At 42.1% G+C, this 22,744-nt stretch carries 16 protein-coding genes and 1 tRNA gene; 4 read left to right on the top strand and 13 right to left on the bottom strand.

From position 1 onward, the window contains the following. Window positions 1-55 precede the first annotated feature (55 nt). From ACP2AF_RS07715 to ACP2AF_RS07705, 3 genes are all read left to right on the top strand, one after another. Window positions 56-1,216 carry a DUF3419 family protein gene (locus ACP2AF_RS07715; RefSeq protein ID WP_425235654.1) on the top strand — a complete coding sequence of 387 codons (1,161 nt, stop codon included), beginning with the start codon at window positions 56-58 and terminating at the stop codon, window positions 1,214-1,216. Window positions 1,217-1,341: 125 nt separating this feature from the next. After that, window positions 1,342-1,779 carry a hypothetical protein gene (locus ACP2AF_RS07710; RefSeq protein WP_425235653.1) on the top strand — a complete coding sequence of 146 codons (438 nt, stop codon included), beginning with the start codon at window positions 1,342-1,344 and terminating at the stop codon, window positions 1,777-1,779. Window positions 1,780-1,784: 5 nt separating this feature from the next. After that, window positions 1,785-2,381: a hypothetical protein gene (locus tag ACP2AF_RS07705; RefSeq protein ID WP_425235652.1), complete on the top strand. Its 597-nt coding sequence runs from the start codon at window positions 1,785-1,787 to the stop codon at window positions 2,379-2,381. A 357-nt stretch (window positions 2,382-2,738) separates the two neighbouring features. Here the strand turns inward: ACP2AF_RS07705 and ACP2AF_RS07700 are convergent, their stop codons facing one another. The 6 genes from ACP2AF_RS07700 to ACP2AF_RS07675 form a co-directional block, all read right to left on the bottom strand. Next, window positions 2,739-3,977 carry a ComEC/Rec2 family competence protein gene (locus ACP2AF_RS07700; protein ID WP_425235651.1) on the bottom strand — a complete coding sequence of 413 codons (1,239 nt, stop codon included), beginning with the start codon at window positions 3,975-3,977 and terminating at the stop codon, window positions 2,739-2,741. Window positions 3,978-3,988: 11 nt separating this feature from the next. Beyond that, complete coding sequence (locus ACP2AF_RS07695) at window positions 3,989-4,945, bottom strand: glycerophosphodiester phosphodiesterase family protein (RefSeq protein ID WP_425235650.1); 957 nt, start codon at window positions 4,943-4,945, stop codon at window positions 3,989-3,991. Between the two features lie 52 nt (window positions 4,946-4,997). Continuing rightward, window positions 4,998-6,419 carry a RagB/SusD family nutrient uptake outer membrane protein gene (locus tag ACP2AF_RS07690; protein WP_425235649.1) on the bottom strand — a complete coding sequence of 474 codons (1,422 nt, stop codon included), beginning with the start codon at window positions 6,417-6,419 and terminating at the stop codon, window positions 4,998-5,000. 19 nt (window positions 6,420-6,438) lie between these two features. Then, window positions 6,439-9,882, bottom strand: a complete 3,444-nt coding sequence (locus tag ACP2AF_RS07685) for a SusC/RagA family TonB-linked outer membrane protein (protein ID WP_425235648.1) — start codon at window positions 9,880-9,882, stop codon at window positions 6,439-6,441. 93 nt (window positions 9,883-9,975) lie between these two features. Then, a complete protein-coding gene (locus ACP2AF_RS07680) occupies window positions 9,976-10,944 on the bottom strand; it encodes a FecR family protein (protein WP_425235647.1) in 969 nt (322 codons plus the stop codon). A 103-nt stretch (window positions 10,945-11,047) separates the two neighbouring features. Beyond that, window positions 11,048-11,599, bottom strand: coding sequence for an RNA polymerase sigma factor (locus ACP2AF_RS07675; RefSeq protein ID WP_425235646.1), 552 nt, complete (start codon window positions 11,597-11,599; stop codon window positions 11,048-11,050). A gap of 535 nt (window positions 11,600-12,134) precedes the next feature. Between ACP2AF_RS07675 and ACP2AF_RS07670 the strand changes: the two genes are divergently transcribed. Then, window positions 12,135-13,895 (top strand): hypothetical protein, encoded by a 1,761-nt coding sequence (locus ACP2AF_RS07670; protein ID WP_425235645.1) that lies wholly within the window; start codon window positions 12,135-12,137, stop codon window positions 13,893-13,895. 86 nt (window positions 13,896-13,981) lie between these two features. On the opposite strand, the gene ACP2AF_RS07665 is transcribed toward ACP2AF_RS07670, so the two are convergent. The 7 genes from ACP2AF_RS07665 to ACP2AF_RS07635 form a co-directional block, all read right to left on the bottom strand. Beyond that, window positions 13,982-15,604 (bottom strand): carboxypeptidase-like regulatory domain-containing protein, encoded by a 1,623-nt coding sequence (locus ACP2AF_RS07665; protein ID WP_425235644.1) that lies wholly within the window; start codon window positions 15,602-15,604, stop codon window positions 13,982-13,984. A 1-nt stretch (window position 15,605) separates the two neighbouring features. Next, window positions 15,606-17,201 carry a carboxypeptidase-like regulatory domain-containing protein gene (locus ACP2AF_RS07660; RefSeq protein WP_425235643.1) on the bottom strand — a complete coding sequence of 532 codons (1,596 nt, stop codon included), beginning with the start codon at window positions 17,199-17,201 and terminating at the stop codon, window positions 15,606-15,608. Between the two features lie 281 nt (window positions 17,202-17,482). Next, entirely contained in the window at window positions 17,483-19,135 is a 1,653-nt protein-coding gene (locus tag ACP2AF_RS07655) for a tetratricopeptide repeat protein (protein ID WP_425235642.1), read from the bottom strand. Window positions 19,136-19,249: 114 nt separating this feature from the next. Continuing rightward, the gene (locus ACP2AF_RS07650; protein WP_425235641.1) at window positions 19,250-20,002 is read right to left on the bottom strand and encodes a LytR/AlgR family response regulator transcription factor; all 753 of its coding nucleotides are present in this window, start codon (window positions 20,000-20,002) and stop codon (window positions 19,250-19,252) included. A gap of 15 nt (window positions 20,003-20,017) precedes the next feature. Then, a complete protein-coding gene (locus ACP2AF_RS07645) occupies window positions 20,018-21,067 on the bottom strand; it encodes a sensor histidine kinase (RefSeq protein WP_425235640.1) in 1,050 nt (349 codons plus the stop codon). 482 nt (window positions 21,068-21,549) lie between these two features. Continuing rightward, a tRNA-Asp gene (locus ACP2AF_RS07640) sits at window positions 21,550-21,623 on the bottom strand. A 137-nt stretch (window positions 21,624-21,760) separates the two neighbouring features. Next, window positions 21,761-22,690, bottom strand: a complete 930-nt coding sequence (locus ACP2AF_RS07635) for a DUF58 domain-containing protein (protein WP_425235639.1) — start codon at window positions 22,688-22,690, stop codon at window positions 21,761-21,763. Window positions 22,691-22,744: the final 54 nt, after the last annotated feature.

Genomic DNA, 22,744 nt, shown 5'->3' with positions numbered 1-22,744 from the left:
AAGGCCTTTCGGGAATTGTGAACAATTCCCGGGGCACAGTCCCTTACATTTCAAAATGCAAAAAAAGATCAACAAGCTAAAGGATAAGATCTTCTCCAAGGTCCACACCAATTATCTTATCTACAACACCTGTTGGGAAGATTCCCGAATAGACCGCCAGTTTTTGGACCTCAATAAGGAGAGTGAAGTGGTGATGATAACCAGCGCCGGATGCAATGCGCTCAATTATTCCCTGGATGGGCCCAAGGCCATCAATTGCATTGATGTAAACCCGCGCCAGAATTCTTTGTTGGAGTTAAAAAAGGCCTGTATACGAAACGGGGATTTTGACCTTCATTTTAAGATGTTCGGCAAAGGCGGTCATAAAAATATCGGGGAGCATTACCGGGCAAAACTAAAGCCGTACCTTCCTGATTATGCAGCCGACTTTTGGGACCGGAAAATTGGCAAGTTCAATGTAAAAGGAGAAAAAAAATCGTTTTACTTCTTTGGTACGTCAGGTAAATTTGCCTGGCTGTTCAAACAATATTTTGATGCCAAGCCACATGCAAGAAAGTTGATCGACCGTCTGCTGTCCTGTGAAACCCTGGAAGAGCAACGGAGAGTGTATGATGAGCTAGAGCCTAAGTTCATAGGCAAAATGTCTTTATGGCTCATGAACCGGCATTTGACCATGGCCCTACTCGGTGTCCCAAGGGCCCAATTTGACCTGATATCCGAAAAGTATCCGGATGCCATGGCCGGTTTTATCAAGACCAACTTAAGGCATGTATTTACGAAACTTCCGATTCAGGACAATTATTTTTGGCGTTTGTACCTTACCGGCAAATATACCAAGGCCTGTTGTCCGGAGTATTTAAAGGAGCACAACTTTAAGGACCTGCAACAGAACATAGAAGTCTTAAAACCCCATACGACCACCATCAGCAATTTTTTAAAGAAGAACCCGCGCGCCTATTCCCATTATGTTTTGCTGGACCATCAAGACTGGTTGGCACATCATCTTCCGAAAGCCCTGGAAGAGGAATGGGATCTTATCCTTAAAAATAGCCGGCCCGGAACCAAGATTCTACTGCGATCCGCTGCCTTACAAATCGATTTCTTCCCGGATTTTATCCAAGATAGGATCGATTGGGATAGGGAAAAGGCCCAAAAAATCCATCGTAAAGACCGTGTAGGCACTTATGCCAGTACCTATATGGGGGTTGTAAAATGAACGACCCTAAAAATTGGGTCAAGACATAAATAAAAAACAGGTCTGTAGTTTCATTAACTATAGGAAAATACATCTAATGAAAAACAGAAAATTAACTATTTTAGTAGACACTTATTGCTGTCCGGATGACACACCTTAAATTCAGCTTACAGGAGTTCGACATCTTTTATTATGCCGTTGTGGGTCTGATCGCGGTGGCGATACTCGTCCTATTTATCGTGGAGATAATCGCAAAATTGAACGATGTCCCGAATGACAATGTCAACATCGTAATTAGGAATTGGGCCTATGGTAGGTTCTACTTCATTACCTTTTTCTGTGGTGTACTAGCGGGCCATCTTTTTTTGGGGACTTCCATACGATGGTTGGATTGCAGTAAATTGGGTATCCCGTTCGAGTGTTCCATTTTTGATGTATTGGTCGTTGCCACCTTTAGCCTATTGTTGTTGGTTACCGGTCTTATCTTCCAAAAGAGAAGAACATCAAAAACGTTTCAAGTTATTTTGTTTTCTATAGGCCTATTCATCGGGCATTTTGTATGGTCAATGAACAATTTTGATTAATGCGCATGGGGGAACTAACAAAAAGGGTCATTAAGGCATTCGATGTAAGGATTATCAAAAAGGTAAAAAGGGTAATCCTTTTTATCTTCATTGCGTTAATCATCCTGGACGTAGTGTTCGTTTTTCCGAACGGCTTCCCGACGATTAGCCTCGTAGTATATAACTCGTCGCCAAAGTTCATCGTTTTATTATGGCTTTTTGGGTTGTTCGTAACCAATGTTTTCTTTCAAAGGACGATTTATGAAAAAATAAAATTGGGAAGGAATTTCTTGATACTTTCCCTCATGGGTATTGTACTGCTGGCCATTGGCCTTTTCATTGAGCAGCCCAGTATCGCCTGTGAAAACTACAGAAACGAAATAAAGGACGTGGAAATCCCGTATGTAACTCGAGTCTTATGTCAAGATATATCAGATGGGCTTTCAGAGATGAAAAATTGCGATTGCAAAACCTTGAGTTGTAATGATGATCTATGCGATGACGCTATTAAATTTAAGCTTGATCTGACCGTGTATGTAAAATTTTTGATTTTGATTTTGGGCATCTTATCAGGTTATTTCCTATGGCCTAATAGTAAAGAAGAAGGTCAATATATGAATTGAACTATTCAACGGCTCTACGAATGGATATTCCGTTAGGTTCCTTTGGACGGTATAATCGATACTTATTTGAATAGACTGTCCACACTATTATAGATTATGTAACAGGCTGAATTCATTTCTTTAGCAACTAAAGTCTTCCGTATTTTAATTTGTATAACCTCAAATTGGTCCACAATTAGGGCCTAGAACCAAGAGCATTTTTATCAAACCCGTCCAAAGATTCCAAAGTTACTCTGGGGAAAAATGTTTTACGGCCAGAAGGATTAAAAAAGGCGTAGCCAAATTGGCTACGCCCTTACACTACATAAACTAACTCAAACTAACGTATAAAACAAAAATTCATTTTTAAGCGCATTCTTATTGGGAGGTATAGGGTCCATGTTTTTGCTTGACCCTTAGCGTATTTTCATCCAAGATAAAAACGGAAAAAGATTTTCCTTCCGGGCCTACCCGGATCAACACATGGCCTCCCGTACTTTTGTAATTGTCCTGAAACCATGGGCCATAGGTGACTAAGGTTTCTGGATGCATATTGGTGGAAAAAATGTCCCTTTTTTCCATGCCCTCCCCGTCATAGATCAAACGTTGGTACACCTCTTGGCCTGGATGGTCCGAACACCACAACTGCTGTACCACGACTTTTGGATTTAAGGTTTCCACAAAGTTCATATTGGTGGCATCGCGATTGCCATGGTGATTCAAGGTTAGGGCCTCTACCTTACCTACAGCCTGCGCAATGGGCGTTTCCACATCAAACCATTGGGGCAGCCCATAGCCCTGTAAGCCGGTATTGTCCCCTCCGGTAAAATAATCAAAGGCACCATAGCTGATCTTAAGGGCCAAACTCAAGGGGTTTTCATTATAGCTCCCCTTATAAAACCGGGTCATTTGTTCTTTGGAGAAATAATGGAACGCATCTTCCGAGCTTCCCGTCCAAATTTGGGCGTTGGCCTTTACATTCCGGATTGTAAAGCTGTTGTATTCCGAGGGATTTTTCAATAACACGATCTGGTCACTTTTTCCGACCTTCAGGGATGAAGCCTCCACTTTAGGGTCGTCCAAAAATTGTAAATACTCCTGAAAGGTTCTGTCCCTCACCAATTGTTTCCGTAAATCCAATGGAAAATCATAATTGGGGTAATCCCGGTCTATCACCCTTTTGATTGGAAGTAGGTTTCCCAACTCCACCAGACTGCCATAGTGGTCCCCATGAAAATGGGACACCAAGGCATAGTCGATTTTGGCATTCTTTCCCTCGGGATGTACATTGGTAATATAATTCGCTATCCAGCCCGCGGTAGACAAGGAATCGCTTGGCATGGGCGAAGTGGCCTTTAAAGGTGCCCTGCCTTCCTCAAACGCCTTTTTGTCCAAGCTGCCGGCATCAAATACAAGCGTAGTGCCATCGGGAAACATCATAAAGCAACTATTCCCGCTACCGGTATTGATATGATGGATATCCAAAAAACCCGCCTCCCACTTTTCAAGCTTTCCGAAATTTGCATCCTCCACCTGATGCTTTAGTGCATTTTGGGACCATATAGGGCCAAACCCGACAAAACACAAAAGTAGAACTGGAAAATAGTTGTTAAACATCGCTTCTGAATTTACCAGTGCAGTCCTTTTTTTTGTAAGTACTGGATCAACAGTCTGGGCCTATCCGTCTGGATGATATCGATGTCATTTTCAATAAACCAATCGTATACCGAGGGATCCAAAGCGGCCTTTTCATCATCGTGCCCCCCATTATGCTGGGGCCATAGGGAGTTTACCCATACCGAAGAACCTTGTTCCCGAATATCATCGAAATAGGCTATCATTTTTAAGGTGTCCTGGGGTACGGTAAATTCAAAGGCCACGGGCTTCAAAACATCCAAGTATTCATCCACCAAGGCCCTGGAATCTCCTTTTCCCAGTCGCACGATCGGCATAAAAAATACCTCATCCAGATAGGTTCCAAATTCCTCCTTGAGCTGTTGATAAGGAATGGCTCCCTTAATAATGACCTGTTCCCGGGTACCTGTTTTTTCCATAACGGCATAGCATTTGTCAAATATGGAATAGCTCTTATCCAAATTCACCAAAATCCTATCCCTGCACAATTCCAAGACTTCTTTCAGGGTTGGAACTTTATGGGGCGTGGCATGACCAATGCCATCACGTAATTGCAAGGTCTGGACATAATCCCAGGTGACCTCCGAGACTTTTCCGGTCCCTGTAGTGGTCCTGTCCAAGGTTTCATCGTGCATTAAGATCAATTGTCCATCTTGGGTCTCACGGACATCGATCTCTACCATATCCACCCCCATGGCTATACAATTTTTAATGGCCAGCAGTGAATTTTCAGGGGCATTGCGCCAATCGCCCCTATGGGCCACAACAATGACCTGGTCGTTCTTTGAATTCTTTAAATTGGCAATCAAGGAATCCAACGAAACCATTTCTGTAGATTGTTCCTGAACTACCTCCCGTTCTTTTGGGGGATGAACCTCTTTACCTTGCTCTTTGCAAGAGTAGGACCACCCCATTATAACTAATAGTACCCCAATGACTTTTAATCCCATTGCTTTTGATGTTTAGGGAAAGCCCTTTTGAGGCTTTCCCTTTGTGTTTTCCTTAATATCCTGGATTTTGCAGAATGAAATCCGGATCGGTATCAATTTGACTTTGGGGAACGGGCAGCACCAAATCATTCTCATTGATGTTTTCCGTGGATCCCCCGGTACTTTCAAAATACACATTCATAACTTCGATGGCCGTACCGTATCGCTTCAGGTCGAACCATCGTTTCCCTTCGCCTATGAATTCAAATCGGCGTTCCAAACGGATCGCGGCCCTGACATCGGCTTGGGAAGTGGCCGTTGTACCCGCCAAACCGGCCCGAGTGCGAATACGATTTAACTGGGTAATTGCCTCAGCCGTTTGACCATTTTCATTCAAGGCTTCGGCATATTGTAAAACGACATCGGCAAAACGGATAATAAGATGGTCACTCCCCCCATCATTTGCCCCGGTAGTAGAGACCTCATATTTGGTCGTGAAATAGAATGGATTGGCATCCGGGTCTATCCCTACGTAATCAGTGGCCCTGGTATCCCCGGCCTCAAAGGAATCGATAAAGGTCTGAGTAGGCAAATTGTGTCCCTTTGCATTAGCTGTAGTTCCGGAGGGCCTAAACTGCGAACCGGCCGGACTTCCCTCTATTTCACCATCGGCATCGAAGCCGCTTGCAAATTGGACCTCGAAAAGAATTTCCGGATTCCCCTCATTGGCCACCCCAAAAATCTCCGCGGTGCTTGGCATTAATTCGTAGGTGCCGGAGTTCACCACTGCTTCCAGATTGGATAGGGCCCCAGAAAAATTGCCTTGTGTCAACTGTACTTCGGCCAATAAGGCCTGGGCCGCACCCACCGCAGGTCTACCCGGCTGTTTGGCGGTCGGTAACTCTTGGACCGCATCCGACAGATCTGCTGCTATTTGGGTGTATATTTCGGCCTCCGGTGTCCTACCCTGTCCAAAGAAATCAAACGGGTTTTCGGTCTCCTCTACCACCAATGGGACATCGCCATAGAGCCGGACCAGATTGAAGTACAGCAAAGCCCGTATAAACTTCATTTCGCCAATCCTACTGGTTTTAAGGGATGCATTTTCAAATTCGATCTCATTTATCCGGTTTAAGACCACATTGGCCCGTTGGATACCCTCGTAGGATTCTCTCCAAATATCCCCCACCAAATCATTTCCAGGGTTGGTGGAAAAATCGTCCAACTGTCCAAAGCGGCCCCCGTCATTCGCTGCAATTTCCTCAAAGGAGTCCTCAGCTGGTATTTCGCCAACACCGATCAAATCCAGTCCATAAAGACCACCATTTTGTAATTGCGCGTAAACCCCGATAATGGCGCTTTCTATCTCCTGCTCATTGGAAAAGAAATTGTTCGCGGCCTTTTCGGTTATTGGTACAATATCCAATTCATCATCGCACGAGACGAATCCAAGAAGGACAAACAGTATCAGAAGTATATTTTTTGTATGATTCATTTTAACGTGATTTATCAGTTTAAAATTTTACGTTTAATCCTAAGGCCACAAAACGTGTCAAAGGGCTTGTGGAATTGATCCAACCTCTGGTCAGTGTTTGACGCCTATTGGTACTGGTATCCAATCCATCCGGATTATAGCCTCTATAGTCCGAGATATTGAAGATATTGTTGCCCGTCATATAAAGTCTAAGGAAATCAATGCCCAAATAGTCCGTGATGTTTTGCTTGAAGTTATATCCCAATTGTAAGCTCCGCAATCTGAAATAATCGGCATCGTATACCGAAAGACTGGAGGCCCTGGTAATTCTTCCTGCGGATGAAAAACTGGAGAAATCGGGTCTTCTAAAAAAGCCGTTGGGATTTCTATCGTTAAAATAATTGTCAAAGTAGTATTGCGTTGGCACAAAAAAGCCTTCCCCACTTTCGGCGTCATAAACCATATTATCAGAAGCTTTTCGGCCTTCCACTCCTGTAAATTGGGCATTAAGGTCAAAACCTTTGTAATTCACGGTAAACCCAAAGCCATAGGTAAAATCCGGATTGTAATCTCCCAAAGTTACCCTGTCGTCCGGGGTAATCTGCCCATCCCCATTGGCATCTCTTACTACATAATCCCCGACCTCGGTTCCTGCGAATGGAGTAATAGTTTCCGCATCCAGTTGCTCCTGGGTACGATATACGCCTATGATATCGTAGGTATAGAATTCGGCGATGCTACCCCCAATTTTGGTCAAGAAAGTCATGCCGCCGTTACTGGCAATAATCTGATCTTGACCTTCACCCAAAGCCAAAACCTCATTTTTATTCGTAGTGATATTGGCATTGAAATCTAAACTGAAATCGCCCAATTCAAAATTGTTTCCCTTGACCTCCAATTCAAATCCCTTGTTTTCCAGTTCCCCGATGTTCTGGAGCGACTGTGAGAACCCCGATTGTTGTGGTACGGGTACGTCCAATAACAGGTCGGTGGTCTTTGAGTTGTAGTATTCCGCGGTCAGCAACAATCTGTTATCCAAGAAACCCAAATCGACACCAAAATTCAAGGCCGTATTGGTTTCCCAAGATAAATCGGGATTGGGCGAAGTACGTGTATAAGAGCCCGAGACCAATTGCCCGTCTAGGACGTAGTTGTCCGGTTCTACCAAGGCTATGGAGGCAAAATCCCCAATCTGATTGTTACCGGTCTGGCCCCAGCTAGCCCTAAGCTTCGCAAAACTGACCACAGCATCCACTGGGAAGAAGTCTTCATTGCTCAAGGTCCACCCTCCGGATACGGAAGCAAAGTTTCCGTACTTTGTATTTGCCCCAAAACGGGATGAGCCGTCCCTTCGATACGAGGCCGAAAGTGAATACCTACCATCATAATCGTACTGTAAGCGACTAAAATAGGATACCAAGGCCCACTTGCTTCTTTCCGGTATCGATGAGGGATTGGTAGCCCCGGAAATGTTGCGCAGGTTGTCATCTGCAAAGTTGTTGCTCTCCAGTCTTGTTTTGAAACCACTTTCCTCTTGATAACTAAATCCGAACAGTGCGTCAACGGTATGCTTACCAAAAGTGCCGTTATAGGTCAATAGGTTTTCCGTTATGAAATTCTCCCTTCTCCTATTATCTTCAAAGGCTTCGGCTAGACTATTTTCTACCGGCGTTCTATAATTTCCAATGGTAGAGGGCGCAAAGAATTCCGTGAAAATGGTATTGTAATCGCCCCCAAAGGAGGTTTTAAACCGTAGGCCCTTCCAAATATCTACTTCCACATAGGTGTTTCCGAACACCCGCAATCGGCGCTCAAAAAAGTCGGTCAAACCTACCTTGGCAATGATGTTTTCCGAGATAGGGCCATCCCAATTGTCATTATTATCGTCTATTTGATTGGCAATGGCAAAAGAGCCATCGGCATTGTATATGGGATAATAGGGATGCATAAGCACCACGGCATAACTGGGATCGGGTTGCTGTCTTTCCCCTCTACCATGGGATGACCAACCTCGTTCTCCTGTTGGATTGGAATTCACCAAAGAGATATTGGAAGTAATCCCGAAACGAATATGATCACTGATCTGGGAATTCAATTGGATATTGGCGGTATACCGCTTGTAATCCGAATCGATGATGATATTTTCCTGATCCAAATAGCCAAAGGAAACCGCATAATTGGTCTTTTCGGTACCGCCACTCAAATTCAGGTAATGGTTTTGTTGCGATGCGGTTCTAAAAACGGCATCCAACCAATTGGTATTGGTCAATCCCGTTTGGCGGTCCAAATAGCCTTGTAGAAATCCCTGTACCCTACTTCTTTTTCCCCCGCCATTGGCATCCCGAGTGGCGTTGTCATCATTGACACTTCGGCCTGGCCCGCCTGAAACATACCCAAAGTTACGGGCATCGGAATCAAAAAGGGCGGTTTCATAAGCATCGGCCAATTCAAAATTGTCAATGCGATTCTGAAAACCATAGTAGGTGTCATACGTCACTTTTAAGTCGCCCTGCCTTCCTTTCTTCGTAGTAATCAAAATAACCCCATTGGAAGCCCTTGATCCATAGATAGCTGCAGATGCGGCATCCTTTAAGATGTTGATGGATTCGATATCCTGGGTGCTGATCGAACTGAAGGAAGAGCCTTCAGATAACGGATTACCGTCTACAACGATCAAAGGGTTTGTACCCGCGGTAAGGGTATTGAGACCACGAATCTGGATTACCGAATTCTCCCCTGGATTTTTTCCATTTCCGACCACTTGGACCCCTGCAACATTTCCCGAAAGGGCCTGTTCAAAATTTGCGGAAGAGAAATTGTTGAGTTTTTCGGTCTCTACCTTGGAAACGGCCCCGTTAAATTTCTCCTTGGTACCGGTACCATAGCCATATACAATAACCTCTTGCAGCTGATCTACGTTTGCCTTTAAGGTAACGGTCAGTTCCGTTTGGTCGGTGATGGGAAGCTCCAAAGAGGTAAAACCTATATAGGAGAAGACCAAGGTATCCCCGGATGAGACCTCGATGCTAAAGTTACCGTCAAAATCGGTCACCACCCCGGTTCCACTTTCTTTTACCAGGACATTGGCCCCAGGTATGGGCACGCCCGATTCGTCCAGTACAGTTCCCAAAATGGTACGCTGGAAGGTAGATTTCTTTACTGAAATATTGTCCCCTGAGATTTTATACTCAAGTCCGGCCTTGGTTCCGATTTCGTCCAAAATGGTCCTAAGGAGAACATCCGAATAACTAAACGAAAACTTACGTTGATCCCTGAGGATATCTTCGGAGTAACGAAAGGAGAATGTTGTCTTTTTTTCGATATCCTTAAATATCCAGTCTATCGTTTGATTCTTGGCTACGATACTTATTTTAAGCTCATCAAAACTATTGGCCTGGGCCTGTAATGATATACTAAAAAGAAGTACGGCTATATAGAGTTTGCAAATGGCAACGCTTTGTTTGCCATATTTGGTGGTTTTCATATGTTTGTAATTAGAGATTTATTTGCATTAGTAAATTTCTTTTTTCGGGGTTGGGACCATTGCAGTGGTTTCAACCCTTTTTTGTTCTATTTTTTAATTTTCACCCATATCCATTGGTTTTAGTGTTATCTCGTTGTTATTTTCATTTTTCTCAAAATCAAAGTTGGTCATAAAGGCCAAATCTGTTAGGACGGTATCAAGTGGCTCCACAGTATAACTTGCCCGTATCCGAATCCCCAGAAGTCCGGGATCCGTGCAAACGATATGCACTCCATATTTCCGTTCTATGTGTTTTATGGCCTGCCCCAACTCTAGGTTTTCAAAATGAAGGACATTGTTTCGCCAGGCCATGATTGTTTTGGAATCAAATGTGGTTTTGCCGAAGTGTCCTTGTTCGGAATCATATACAGATCGCTCATTGGCCAGCAACACAATTTTAGAATCGGAATCGGAATGCGAGACTTCCACTTTTCCGCTTTCTACGGATACAGTTGAAGATTCATCCTTAAAACTATACACATCAAAAGAGGTTCCAAGTACTTTTACAGCAATTTCATTGGTTTCGACAAGAAAAGGTTTGGACGGATTCCTTTCTATTTCAAAAAAAGCATGTCCCTGTAAAATAAGATTCCGCGATTCCGGACCAAACTCCTTTGGATAGGAAATGGACGAAGCATGATTTATCCAAACTCTGGAACCATCGGGCAATAGGACTTCCTTTACTTTTTCACCGGACGCCACTTGTACCTCTATGGTATGGTTCGTAGTGGGGTACAAAAAAATGGCCAAGGCGACACATACCGCAACACTGGCCGCAATACCATATTGATATAAATGAATGACCTTCCGCTTTTTAATAGCGATACTATGGGCAAGGTTGTCCCATGCCCTAGTTTTTTCCTTGCGTCCAATTTTACCAGTCCTCGTGTTCTTCCAATCCGCATATAGGATTCCATCCAGTTCAACATCTTCATTATCAATAGCTTCCAAAAGCTTTTTTTTCTCTTTGATGTCGGCTTTTCCAAGCTTATATCTATTCCAAATCTCTTTAAGGGACGTCATAAAAATTTATCTCGGTTTATAAGTATATCCAAGAAATGGTGCTAACACTCTAGGCAGATATGTTAACATAATGTTAAGAAGACTTAATCTTTAGGATAGGCGATTAAAGGAAATAGACAAGTATCAGCCACGCCAAATGCTCCAATTCCTTTTTAAGTGTTGTCAAGGCCTTATGCATATAGTTTTCTACCGTTTTTGGTGCAATACCCAATTTTTGTGCAATTTGCAGGGTAGAAAGCCCTTCATACCGTTTCATTTGAAAAACGGCCTTTGATCGGGGAGGTAAACTATTGATGGAAGATTGTATTTTTTCATCATAGAAACCAACATCCACGATTCGGTCTATGGGAACCGCCGTATCGTTGATTTCGATTTCAGAAGATCGGATGTCGCCAATAATGCGTTTTCTCAGATTCTTGAGCGCGTAATTTTTTGCAATGGTGAAAATGTAAGAGTCAAAGGATTTATCCAAATCAATATGCTCCCTTCTTTTCCAAACACTGATAAAGGTCTCTTGAAGCACATCATCCAGATCGTTCTTTAGATTGCAGGAGACCAGAAAAGATTTGACTTTCGGATAGAACCGCTCGAACAACTTTTTAAAAGCGGCCTCATCCGAATTCCTCAATGCCAATAAAAGCCTTTTCTCTTCCACTTTATCGAAAAAAATAGAGTATTCAAAGCCCAAATATCTCGTTGGACAAATTAATTAAAAAAGATACATTTTTTTAAACGCTATCAAAAACATAACCTTTACTTAATTCATCCAGCGTCCTTCAAAAGAGAAGAGCAAGAATGAAGATGAAGGGATTTCCGGGCAATATTTGGTACTGCTTGAAAAAGCTTTTGACTTCTTGGAGATTTTGTTTTCTAGAGGTCTAGACCGTATGGAACCGGGAGGTATCGCCCTTAGGCAGGCGTATGGGAACAAAGTAAAACCGATAAATTGAAAAGATCACGCATCGATTAGGAAAGAATATTCTTGCAACCTCTTTAAAATAGGGCAATACCGATGTTTTTCATCCCCTACCGTTTACCATACGAAACCTACCGCTTAGGGGATTGTACCAAAATCTACAGGTATCCCCACTTAGCTTTGTATCAACTATGCCCTGTTCCCCCCAGCCAATAACCATCAAATTTTTTGATGCATCTAAGGCAAGCATGTTACTTAACCTGACAACCGACCAATGGCCTCAAAAGATCAATTTTTAAAAAACATTTGGGTAGTTCCCCTACTTTTTTTTCTTTCTAATTATTCCGTCTTATTTGGACAGTGCCTGACCCCTTTCGATTTTAGTTCGGATGCCGATGGCTCCTTCGAATCCTTGTCCGGTGTGGCAAGCAACGATGCATTCAACTTTAGTAACGTAATTACTGGAGCAGGATGGTCTCCCGTTATCGGTTTTAGCGGTACATGGGTTTCCCCCATGCCCCTTGCCGGGTCGAATTTCTTTACCGGAATCGCAGATGGAATGCCTTCTTCCCCGGATGGAGGCGTTTTCGTGGGAGGATACGTAACCACCTCGAATTTGGGCGTGTCCTTTAGAACCACCATAACCGGATTGGACGTCGGCCAAATTTATGTGTTGAAGTTTTACCAGGCCAACGCGGGTATCGACGGGAACACACCAATAGACCCTGCCCAAAGGGCACGCTGGAGCGTAACTTTCGGTACCCAAACCTTTACCAGTACGACCATGGATTACTTGGGAGAGGGCAATCAAATATGGATGGAGGAGGAAATGACCTTTACCGCTACGGCCACTTCCCAGAACCTGACCTTTACGGTGGATAATGACGCTACCGGGTTTAACTCTGAGTATATGGCCCTGGATGGGGTGCGGCTGTTCCTTGGCGATGATACCGATGGTGACGGGATACATGATTGTAGGGACCTCGACGATGATAATGATGGCATAGTGGATATAGACGAAGGGCATTCCTGTCCAAGTATCTCGCTTGGAGAAGTTTACGTAAATACCGAAATTGGAGAAATTGCAACCTATAATCTTGAGACCAACGCGGTAAATATACTATGTTCCGGGCTTCAAGTATCCGGGGATATCGGAATAGCACCTGATGGTCAAATATATACCCTAGAATTTGCAAATTCGACTACCGACATAAAAAGAGTTGATTTGAGCACTTGCACGGAGACCGTTATTGGAACAGCACCATTTGCAGGGGGCAACGCCATGTCCTTCCTTCCGGATGGTTCGGCCCTCGTCGGTTTCTATGGAGAATCTACTATTTATAGGGTTACGGTGTCCCCGACATTTAGCATTACGCCTTGGGCCAACATACCGGGTTATGGTCCAGGAGGAGACTATTCGCTGGTAAATGGAAAAATATACTATCTGGCTTTTTCGACAACAAGTCCCTCCTCATATTATATGTTTGAACTGGAGGTAGATCCCATTACCTATGACTACGCAAGCCACTCCACACCGACCCTTCTTCCAGGTGCGGCCTATGGAGCGTCTATTTCCGGGAGCTGTCAAGTGGTATATGCGGCAATTGACACCATGGTAATCTTGGATGACGTTACCACAGGTCTTTCAGGAACCACGGTTACTACAGCAATTCCAGAAATAGGTTCTATTTATGGATTGGCCAGTGTACATGAGGCGGATGGTTGCAATAACGATTGTACAGAAATCGATACCGATAACGATGGAATTGCAGATCATCTGGACACGGATAGTGATGGCGATACATGCCCCGATGCCTTGGAGGGTAACGCTACGTTTACCAAAAACGACCTGGATGCCGATAATAGATTGGCCGGAGTTGTGGAGACCAATCCCCTAAGCCCAAATTACGGTATTCCCCTAGCGGCCGGTTCCGGGCAAACGGTTGGATCTGCACGGGATAATACCCTGCGACTCGGCTGCCCTACCCGAATTATTACCAATAGACGAGTTACCTATAGGGTGAAAAGGGACTGATGAAAACCGGGCCGGTGGCAGAGAAGAACTAAACCCCTATTTCTTATCGGAAAATACAATATTGGAATTCCATGCCAGGGAGTTCCCTATTGTCCCAAATTTGGTAAGGGCGTGTTTTTCCAGTATTCCTTTTTAAGGCCTTCTTTTTTTATGGGTTGTAATACATTGTCCAAGGGCAGTACCTTTTGCATAAGCCCCAATGTATCCAATTCTTGATTTGGCCTGAGCTTTGCTTCCTGAGTGAAAAATTCCCGATATTGATGGATATATTCCCCTTTTCTTTCATCCAATTCATTTCCAAGACTGTCTTTGATATTCCGGTAAGTGAATTTTAGATTAGGAATTTGAAGGCCTTTTTCCGGCATGAATATGTACTTGTATTTGTCCTGCGCCCTCTTGTACTTTAAATGAGGATATAATACAATGGTCCTTTCATCTTCCAAGAAGTCAAATTTACTTAGTGGGAGGGACTCATTTCCATAAAGCACCTTAAAATCCCTTAACTTTATTCTATGTGGTTTAGCAGGAAATTTGTTTAGACGAATTTTGAAGGTGTTGTCCTCTAAATCGATACTAGGTTTGGACTTAAAGATTGCCGGTCTTTTCAGGAGAATCTTATTATAAAAGGAAATATAGTTCAGGAACATTTGGTCGCCAGCACCTTTTGCATATTCTATTTGAATGTGGTACAGCATTTCCCTGTTCGTTTTATTAAAGCCGTCCGTAAACCTTTCGTTGGCATTTTCCGCGACACGATAGAACAGAGGTTGCCTTCTTTTAAATAGGGTATAATCCAATTTATGGATGGCGAAACCATCGGTATTGATAAAAATCTTACCCTCCACACGATAATTATTATCTTCATAGGTCAAATCTATTTCGTATACCCTTTCTTTGTTAAAGTTGGTTTTCCGAAGTATTCGAAACTGGTGATTCTCTATAAAGTGGGTAGAAAGAGAATCTATGAAAGAAAAGGATTCTAGCCCATAATTCCGAATGGCATCATGTAATCGTAGAGTAATAAATTCATTACCGCCATCATTTCTCATTCTTGCATTGGGCACTATCTTGTTTCGGCCTATATAGTCATAAGGTTGTCTTGCAAACGGATCCACCTCAAAATCGAGATTTTTTGAATAGGAATAGAGTTGGTATTCATTGTCCAAAATATCCTTGGTGGCGAAACCAGGGTCCTGAACGTTAATGATGGCTTCGTTTAAGTTGACATAGTTGCCATTTTTAACTTGATAATCGCGATAATATCCCACGATTTCGAAGTTTTCCGAAGGATAGTTCTGTGAAATATTATTCACGGCAATCTTGACGATTTTTTTGGCGGTAAGCCCCCGGATTTTGGTGGATACCACGGCTTCGCTAAGTTGAAATCCTCCAGGCCGCAGCACTATGATGTTACTTTGACCCTCAATTAGGTCTTCCATCAATACCTCCTTTGTCATATAACCCATACACGAAATCTCAATAATATTGCCCAATTTCTTAAATCGTAATGGTATCTTGAAGGTTCCATCTATATTGGTGATTACACCCAAGGCCTTGTCCTTTATCCGGATACTGGCAAACGGAATGGTCTCATTTTTTGTAGAATCCACCAACTGCCCAAAAATGAAATCTTCCCTTTGTGAAAAGGAGGAAGTCGCTATCAATACGAACAATAGAAAAAAGTAATTTCTAAATACAATTCTTCCCATATTAATTCATTTTCTCCTGTAAAGGAGTATTCATCCAATACTCCTGGTAATCCTCTGGCCTTTCAATGGATTGGTCCTTGAACATAGGTTTTCTCTTGTCCATGAATTCAACATCAAAAGGGGCGCGAGTGTCCAATTTTACCCTTTGAACAAAAAACTCCCTGAATTGCTGATAGTTTTCCACCCTTGGCACATTAACTGAGTTCCCTTCAAAGTCCTTTATGCTTTTAACCTGTATGTCCAGCAATTCATTACTGAACGTTCGTTTTTTTACGGCAATATCAATTTCCCGCATTGCCTCGGCCAAAGTCCCATCCTTTAAATTTGGATAGACCTTTACCGAGTCCTGGAACACCTCAACCTTACCCACTTCCCATTGGGTGCCTTTAAAGATTATCGCATAATTATTTTGAATCTTAGCGGAAAGCTCATCAAGAGGTCGGTTGAATTTTAACCCGAAATAACCTTTTGATAGGGCGAGTTCCACATCCGTCATTGTAAAAATCGGAGGGAGGTTGAGCCGGAAACTATTATGAAATGAAATGTAACTCAAATACATCTTATCCTTGAGCCTTTTGTATTCCGTAACTACGTCAAAAATCATTTTGCGTTTGTGACTGTGTTTATTTTTAATTCGTTTGGTATTCTTTATGGAGTTATCATATAGTGTATATTCCAGTTTATGGATGGCATAATCTGTCTTGGAAATATAGAGTTTTGTGTAGGCGCTAAAGCCAGGTTTCTGCCCTTGGCCATCTATTACATATAAGACCTCATCAGCCAGATACGTCTCTTCGTTTTTCGAAAACTTGTGATTTTCTAAAAAGTCGTCTTTCAAATTGCCGACAAAGTCATAAGAATATACATTGAAGTTCCGTATGGCATCGTGAATTCTTAAATTCGTAAACTCGTTCCCATCGTAATTCTCCAAATACGCCTTGTCTATTACTTTGGTTTTGGTCCTATAATCGTATTTCTGGGAAGCGAGTGTATCCCGTTGAAAATCCGTATTCATTTCCGTATCGAACAATTGTACCTCGGAAGTCCTAAAATCCTCCTGGTCAAAACCCTGGTCAAAAACCTCTAAAATGGCTTCGTTGAGATTAATGTAATTATCATTTTTCCATTGATAGTCCCGATAGTAGCCCACTGTGGAAAAAGAACTGGAGGGATAGTTCTCCTCAATGGCCTCTATGGCCATCTTTACTATAGTTCGGGCAGAATACTTTTTTCGCTTCCCTTTGGCCTTAACAATGGCCTCCTCCAGCATTATGGCATCCGGATGCAATCGTATTAGGTTTAGGGCCCCTTCTTCCAAATTCGCTATGGGAATTTCCTTGGTCCTATATCCCATGGAAGATATTTCAATGATATCACCATATTCCCTATACCGCAAGGGGATTCTAAAACTACCGTCCTCGTTGGTAATAACCCCCAAGGCCCTGTCCTTAATCCTGATATTGGCAAATACAACGGGATCCTCCGTTTTGGCGTCTACCAGTTTTCCGACAATGTAGTCTGGATCTTGGGCCGGCAAGGGCCACGAAAATAGCAGTACCAAGGCATAAACGATATAAGTGACTCTATTTTTTGGCATTGGAGGAACACGTTTTGGTTTCTGCAGTTATCAACAGGAGTGCTGCAAATGACGGGGATAACCTCGCTTTACAATACAATAATTAAAATATGCCTTTTTGTGGACTTTTCCTACTGATTTTAACTAGGTAACCCCAAAAAAAACCGTTTAATCAGAAAATAAAGCGGTACACCAAATACGCATTGTTGCTAGCTCATCTTTTCATTGTTTTTGAGCCGAATAAGATTTCTAATCGGCTCATAAAATCAGCAAAAGTTCTTCAAAGCACAAAAACAAACACCCTAATTCTTAATCTCCAGAAGCATCTTCTTGGCGCTTTTACCTATTCCGCCATTCAAATCCAATGAAATCGTTTTTTCAAGGAACTCGATGGCCTTTTTCGTATCTCCGGCTTTTAAATAGGCTTGCGCCAAGGTTTTCCAAGAATTTGCGGAATTTGGAAACAATTGCGTAACGAACGATAATATTCCAATGGCAGCTTGCACTCCTTCCGTTCGGCCACTCTTCGCCAGATGTAATCCTGCTTTGCCCAATTCAGTTTCAAAATCAAAAAAAGCGTACCTCGGGTCTTTTGTCATTTTAGGAACCTCTTGTGCCAATTCCTGCATCTTTCCAGCTAGAAATAGGTCGGTTATGTACCGCATCGGGTTCGGTTTAAAATTAATATCCGAAAAAGCCAAAGCAGCATCGAGCACCGGATCTTGATTGGATTTGTATTCTTTAAAACTCATTTCCACGGGAATGGCGGGTGCAAGCCAATCGGCATTTTCCCATGCTGGTTTTTCTTGCCACCAAGCATAGGATAGATACACAGGAATCTTACTATTAGGTAAGGCTACCGGACGGTTATCCCCGTAAAAATTCACATTTTCCGCCGTTGGTTCCCCCACAAAAATGGCGTTCGTATAATTGTCCAATTCGTTAACAAGATTCTGACAAGCAGAAAAAGTATTCCTTCCGATAATTACAAATAAGCTACCGACTTTATTTATTTTCTTGGTTTCAATGATACCCGTAACAACAGCCTTGTTCAAATAACTGTTTCCGCCTCCGTTCAACCGAACATCGAGTATCAATTTTTCAATAGTGTTGTTTTCGATAAAATCAAAAATGCGAGCATAAAAAGACTGTGTATCTTCTTCAGGGTCGTTCTGTATTTGGCTATGTCTTACATATACCGCTTTCTCTTCAGGTAAGTATTTAAAAAAGTAAATCTTATCAAGATGTTCCATATACAAAGGAGTATGGTCTTGATTTCTGGCCTCCAACCAATTGCTATCTTTAAAAACGTATCCATACCTGGACGGCACTTTTTCTCCCTTGGGTAAGGAGGTAAATTGCTGTTTAAAGGTTTTGTCCTCTTTCTGCAAGGTAAATTCGATCGAATTCTCCAGGGTATTGGTAATACCTTGTGCATGTAGCACTTCGGGTACCGTTAAATTATGTATTCCATAGGCTTTGAAATACTGCATGTTTTCGGCACTCACCACCGGATAGATCCTTTCCAATGCCTCGGCTATTGGGACTTGGTTGATTTCCAAAACCTGAGCTCCCAACGCTTGTCGGTAGTCCTTATGTACACCTTGTACATATACCCCATCGTTAAACTGATATAAATTTAAGGGCAGATAGTGAAACTCATAGGGTGTTTGGGAAGAACCAACACCCATATGGCCGTATTTGAACAAGGCAATAATTCTTGCCATACCCACAATGATCTCATGATTCTCTAAATTCGGAATGTTCTTATAAAGTGTTTCAACTTCCGAATCAAAAATTTCTTCGGTGGTTTTTACAAATAGAAAGGAATAGTCTCTGTGAACGGTATTTTGCAAGAAACGCAGATCTTCTTGCCATTGGGCTGTTGTCATGGTTTCTTGGGCAGGTAGCTGCAAAAAAAACATAATATTTAGGATGAACAGTAATTTTTTCATGATATGGTATTTGTTTTAAAATGGTTATTGGCGCAATATCGTTTTTTCGGTCCTTTAGGAGAAGTCGTTTTTTCCGAAATGTCGTAATGTGTAGTTGAAATGTAAATGTCGATCTTACCTATTCATCCATTCTTTAAAGTGACTGGTCTTGGGTCTGCTGACAATGAATTCTTGATTCCGTGGATTTGTTATGGAGAGTTTAACCCGATGATTAAAGTAGGGGTCTATTTTTTGAATGGAAGTTTTGGCAACTATTTGTCCTCGATTTATTCTATAGAATTTATTTTGATCCAAGGAACTGAACAATTCGTCCATCGTTTCCTCGATAATAAAACGCTTGCCGGCCGTAACGCCAAATGTGATACTATCCTCGGAATAGCAGTATAACAATTCTGAAATTTTAATTTGAACGAAGCCGTTTCCCTCTTTTACCAATAGGCCCTCACGTTTTTGGTTTACTTGCAGACTACCGAGTAATTGCTTTAAAACGCCAGGAGCAATAGTAGCCGATCTATTCGATTTAACGAATTTGTCCAGCGCAAGACTCAAGTCGTCCTTTTGAATAGGTTTCAACAAATAATCGATACTATTCACTTTAAATGCTTGGATAGCGTATTGATCAAATGCCGTGGTAAAAATAATGGGAGCCTCCACATCTGTTTTCTGAAAGATTTCAAAACTCAATCCATCCGCCAACTGAATGTCCATAAATACCAGGTCAGGAGCGGTATTCTCTCGAAACCACCTCACTGCATCTTCAACGGTATCGATTATTCCCAACAAATGAAAATTGAAACTACACGTTTTTAACATGCGTTGCAATTGGCCGGCCGCTCTCGGCTCGTCTTCAATGATCAATATGTTCATCCTTGTTCTTTTTCTTTACGTTGTTACTAATGGAAGAGAAACCCTAAATCGGTTTCCGTCATTTTGTACTTCGATTGATTTTCCCGAAATCAGCATATACCGCTTTTTGATATTTGCAAGTCCTACCTTCGTTGATGGTAATTTTGTAGATTTTGGTTCTATTTTATTGTTGACGACCAATTTGTTATCGCGAACGGCCACATGTATTGTTAATGGTTTCGCTTTGGATATCACATTGTGCTTTATCGCATTTTCGAGCAAAAGCTGTAGACTCATGGGTACGATCATTTTGTTTAAAACGGCTTCAGGGATATCCCAATTCAATCTCAGGTTGTCCCCGAACCGTTCGGATTGTATGTGGATATAGGCTTTGGCAAATCGCAATTCATTTTTTAGGGGAACCAAATTTTCCTTGCCGGCTTCCAGTAAAAAGCGGTACATATCCGATAGCTTGTCCACAAACTCCTTGGCCTCCTCCTTGGAGTTCTGATCGATGATATCGCGTAGGGTATTCAAGGTATTGAAGAAAAAGTGAGGTTGGGCCTGATTCAATAACGCGTCCAATTGTGCTTGTACGAGGAGCCGTTTGGAATGTTCCTCCTCCCTTACCGATTTTTTAAGCCGTACGTTGTAATAAATTGCTTCGTAGATGGCCATGCTCATGATGGATATGATTATAATGGGTAATAGTACTTTTATTCGGGACCAGGAAATGAAGTAGTTGACCCCTTGGATTTGGGAGATTAGCGTACCCCCTAGAAAATCGACCGCAACTACGGTGACTACAATGGCTAAAAAAAACAAGGTTATCCGCTTGGCATCATCGGCAAAGGCTGGGTATTTTTTACGTAAATGAATCATGATAGATCGATTGACGAACCAATCAATGATAGTGAAGAACAGGGATATGACCCAACTTAGTACTTTTTCGGGCCAAGAAAGAAGCAAAAATGGGTCATTGAACAGGTAGGCTGCAATACCACTAAGGATCAGGATGCCGATTATGGAAAACCAAAGGTCATCAAAGCCTAAATATTTTATACGTTCCTCTTTATTGATTAACACTAGGGTATGGTTATTTAAAAATGAACAGGATTCCTTCCTTTACCGGATAAATATAAATCGGTTTTGCAAAAAGAATTGATTCGACTTCACAAAGATTTCTTGTTTTCATAATCTAAGGGGCAACATAATTAAACATTGTTCAAATATTAAACCATTGGCCCGATACTCAAATGACCTTGGGCCCAATCATCGTTAAAATGCGTTGAATTGTCATATTTATGGCATGGTATTGGCAAGCTGAATAACGATAAACGGATTATCTGGAAATCAAGGAACTTTTCTACTACCAATTATATATCTAAATGGCCTCTGGCTTTTAGAGCGGGATTTACTTTTAAAACACCTTGTCTCAAAGTCCATATTAAACTAAAAGCGTTCATTTATCACCAATCTCTTTCTGAAGTTTTTTAAAACTTAGAGTAGGACATAAAACAAAGCAAACAAAAAAGCCCCCGATTCCTCGGAGGCTCTTATTTATTAAGCGGTCTGGACGGGACTCGAACCCGCGACCCCCTGCGTGACAGGCAGGTATTCTAACCAACTGAACTACCAGACCAATGATTTTATCCCGGATAATCGGCACTCCCGCAACAGCGGGATTCAAATCTTGCTCAACGCTTTTGTAAAGCGTTTGCAAATATACATTGCTTATTGTATTGCACAAATAAAATCACTTAAAATGTGCCCTAAACGCTACAAGAATTTCTGACGCTCTATCATAAAAGTATTGAAGACTTTTGAAAATGATTGCTTAATGTCAACGTCCACGTACTTTATCTTGTATTGGGCACATTTCAGTTTCAGTTCATCAAAATATTGGGCTACCTCCTTATGATAGGCTTCTTTAATAGTATTTGCATACAAATCTATATATTCCCCAGTCTCTACATCAAGAAAACGTTTAGGTCTATTTTCAAAGTCAAAGTACAATTCCGTTTCGGCATCCAGTAAATGAAACAGCACTACCTCATGCTTGTTGTATTTTAGATGCCTTAGGGCATCGAACAATTTGTCATCGTCAGTAGCCGTCTGAAACATATCCGTAAACAAAAAAATCAGACTCCTTCGCTTAATTTTTTCCGCTATTTGGTGCAAGTAGGTATAGGTTTCGGTCTGTTGAGCGGGTTTGGTCTCCAGACTAATTTCACCCAACTTGGCCAATAGCATCTGGTGATGGCGTTCACTTCCCTTTTCAGGTGAATAATAGGAATAGGCATCCGAATAGATACTTAGGCCAACGGCATCACGCTGTCTTTTGAGAATGTTCATCAATGCGGCAATGGCCAATACCCCAAAACCGATTTTGTTCAAGTTGGCACTAGTCAACTCCTGGACTTCTGGATAGTACATGGAGGCCGAATTATCCAAGATCATATGGCACCTCAGATTGGTTTCTTCCTCGTATCGTTTGGTGTAGAGCTTATCCGTCTTTGCAAATAGTTTCCAATCTATATGTTTGGTACTCTCTCCTGCGTTGTAGATCTTATGTTCGGCAAACTCTGCCGAAAATCCATGAAAGGGACTTTTATGGATTCCGCTAATAAACCCTTCCACTACCTGATTGGCCAAAAGCTCCAAGTTTTGGAAGAGCGCCATTTTGTGTAACTCGTACTGGGAATCCATTCAACTAAGATAAAATAAAAAAGGTTTGACTTATGCCAAACCTTTCTTACAACT

The sequence above is a fragment of the Ulvibacterium sp. genome (assembly GCF_965248315.1).
Lineage (GTDB): Bacteria > Bacteroidota > Bacteroidia > Flavobacteriales > Flavobacteriaceae > Ulvibacterium.
This window is presented reverse-complemented; position numbering and strand designations above follow the sequence as displayed.

Bases quoted from the DNA above. Each gene is read 5' to 3' on its own strand.
- ACP2AF_RS07715 (WP_425235654.1), top strand. From the start codon at position 56: ATGCAAAAAAAGATCAACAAGCTAAAGGATAAGATCTTCTCCAAGGTC.
- ACP2AF_RS07710 (WP_425235653.1), top strand. From the start codon at position 1,342: ATGACACACCTTAAATTCAGCTTACAGGAGTTCGACATCTTTTATTAT.
- ACP2AF_RS07705 (WP_425235652.1), top strand. From the start codon at position 1,785: ATGGGGGAACTAACAAAAAGGGTCATTAAGGCATTCGATGTAAGGATT.
- ACP2AF_RS07700 (WP_425235651.1), bottom strand. From the start codon at position 3,977: ATGTTTAACAACTATTTTCCAGTTCTACTTTTGTGTTTTGTCGGGTTT.
- ACP2AF_RS07695 (WP_425235650.1), bottom strand. From the start codon at position 4,945: ATGGGATTAAAAGTCATTGGGGTACTATTAGTTATAATGGGGTGGTCC.
- ACP2AF_RS07690 (WP_425235649.1), bottom strand. From the start codon at position 6,419: ATGAATCATACAAAAAATATACTTCTGATACTGTTTGTCCTTCTTGGA.
- ACP2AF_RS07685 (WP_425235648.1), bottom strand. From the start codon at position 9,882: ATGAAAACCACCAAATATGGCAAACAAAGCGTTGCCATTTGCAAACTC.
- ACP2AF_RS07680 (WP_425235647.1), bottom strand. From the start codon at position 10,944: ATGACGTCCCTTAAAGAGATTTGGAATAGATATAAGCTTGGAAAAGCC.
- ACP2AF_RS07670 (WP_425235645.1), top strand. From the start codon at position 12,135: ATGGCCTCAAAAGATCAATTTTTAAAAAACATTTGGGTAGTTCCCCTA.
- ACP2AF_RS07665 (WP_425235644.1), bottom strand. From the start codon at position 15,604: ATGGGAAGAATTGTATTTAGAAATTACTTTTTTCTATTGTTCGTATTG.
- ACP2AF_RS07660 (WP_425235643.1), bottom strand. From the start codon at position 17,201: ATGCCAAAAAATAGAGTCACTTATATCGTTTATGCCTTGGTACTGCTA.
- ACP2AF_RS07655 (WP_425235642.1), bottom strand. From the start codon at position 19,135: ATGAAAAAATTACTGTTCATCCTAAATATTATGTTTTTTTTGCAGCTA.
- ACP2AF_RS07650 (WP_425235641.1), bottom strand. From the start codon at position 20,002: ATGAACATATTGATCATTGAAGACGAGCCGAGAGCGGCCGGCCAATTG.
- ACP2AF_RS07635 (WP_425235639.1), bottom strand. From the start codon at position 22,690: ATGGATTCCCAGTACGAGTTACACAAAATGGCGCTCTTCCAAAACTTG.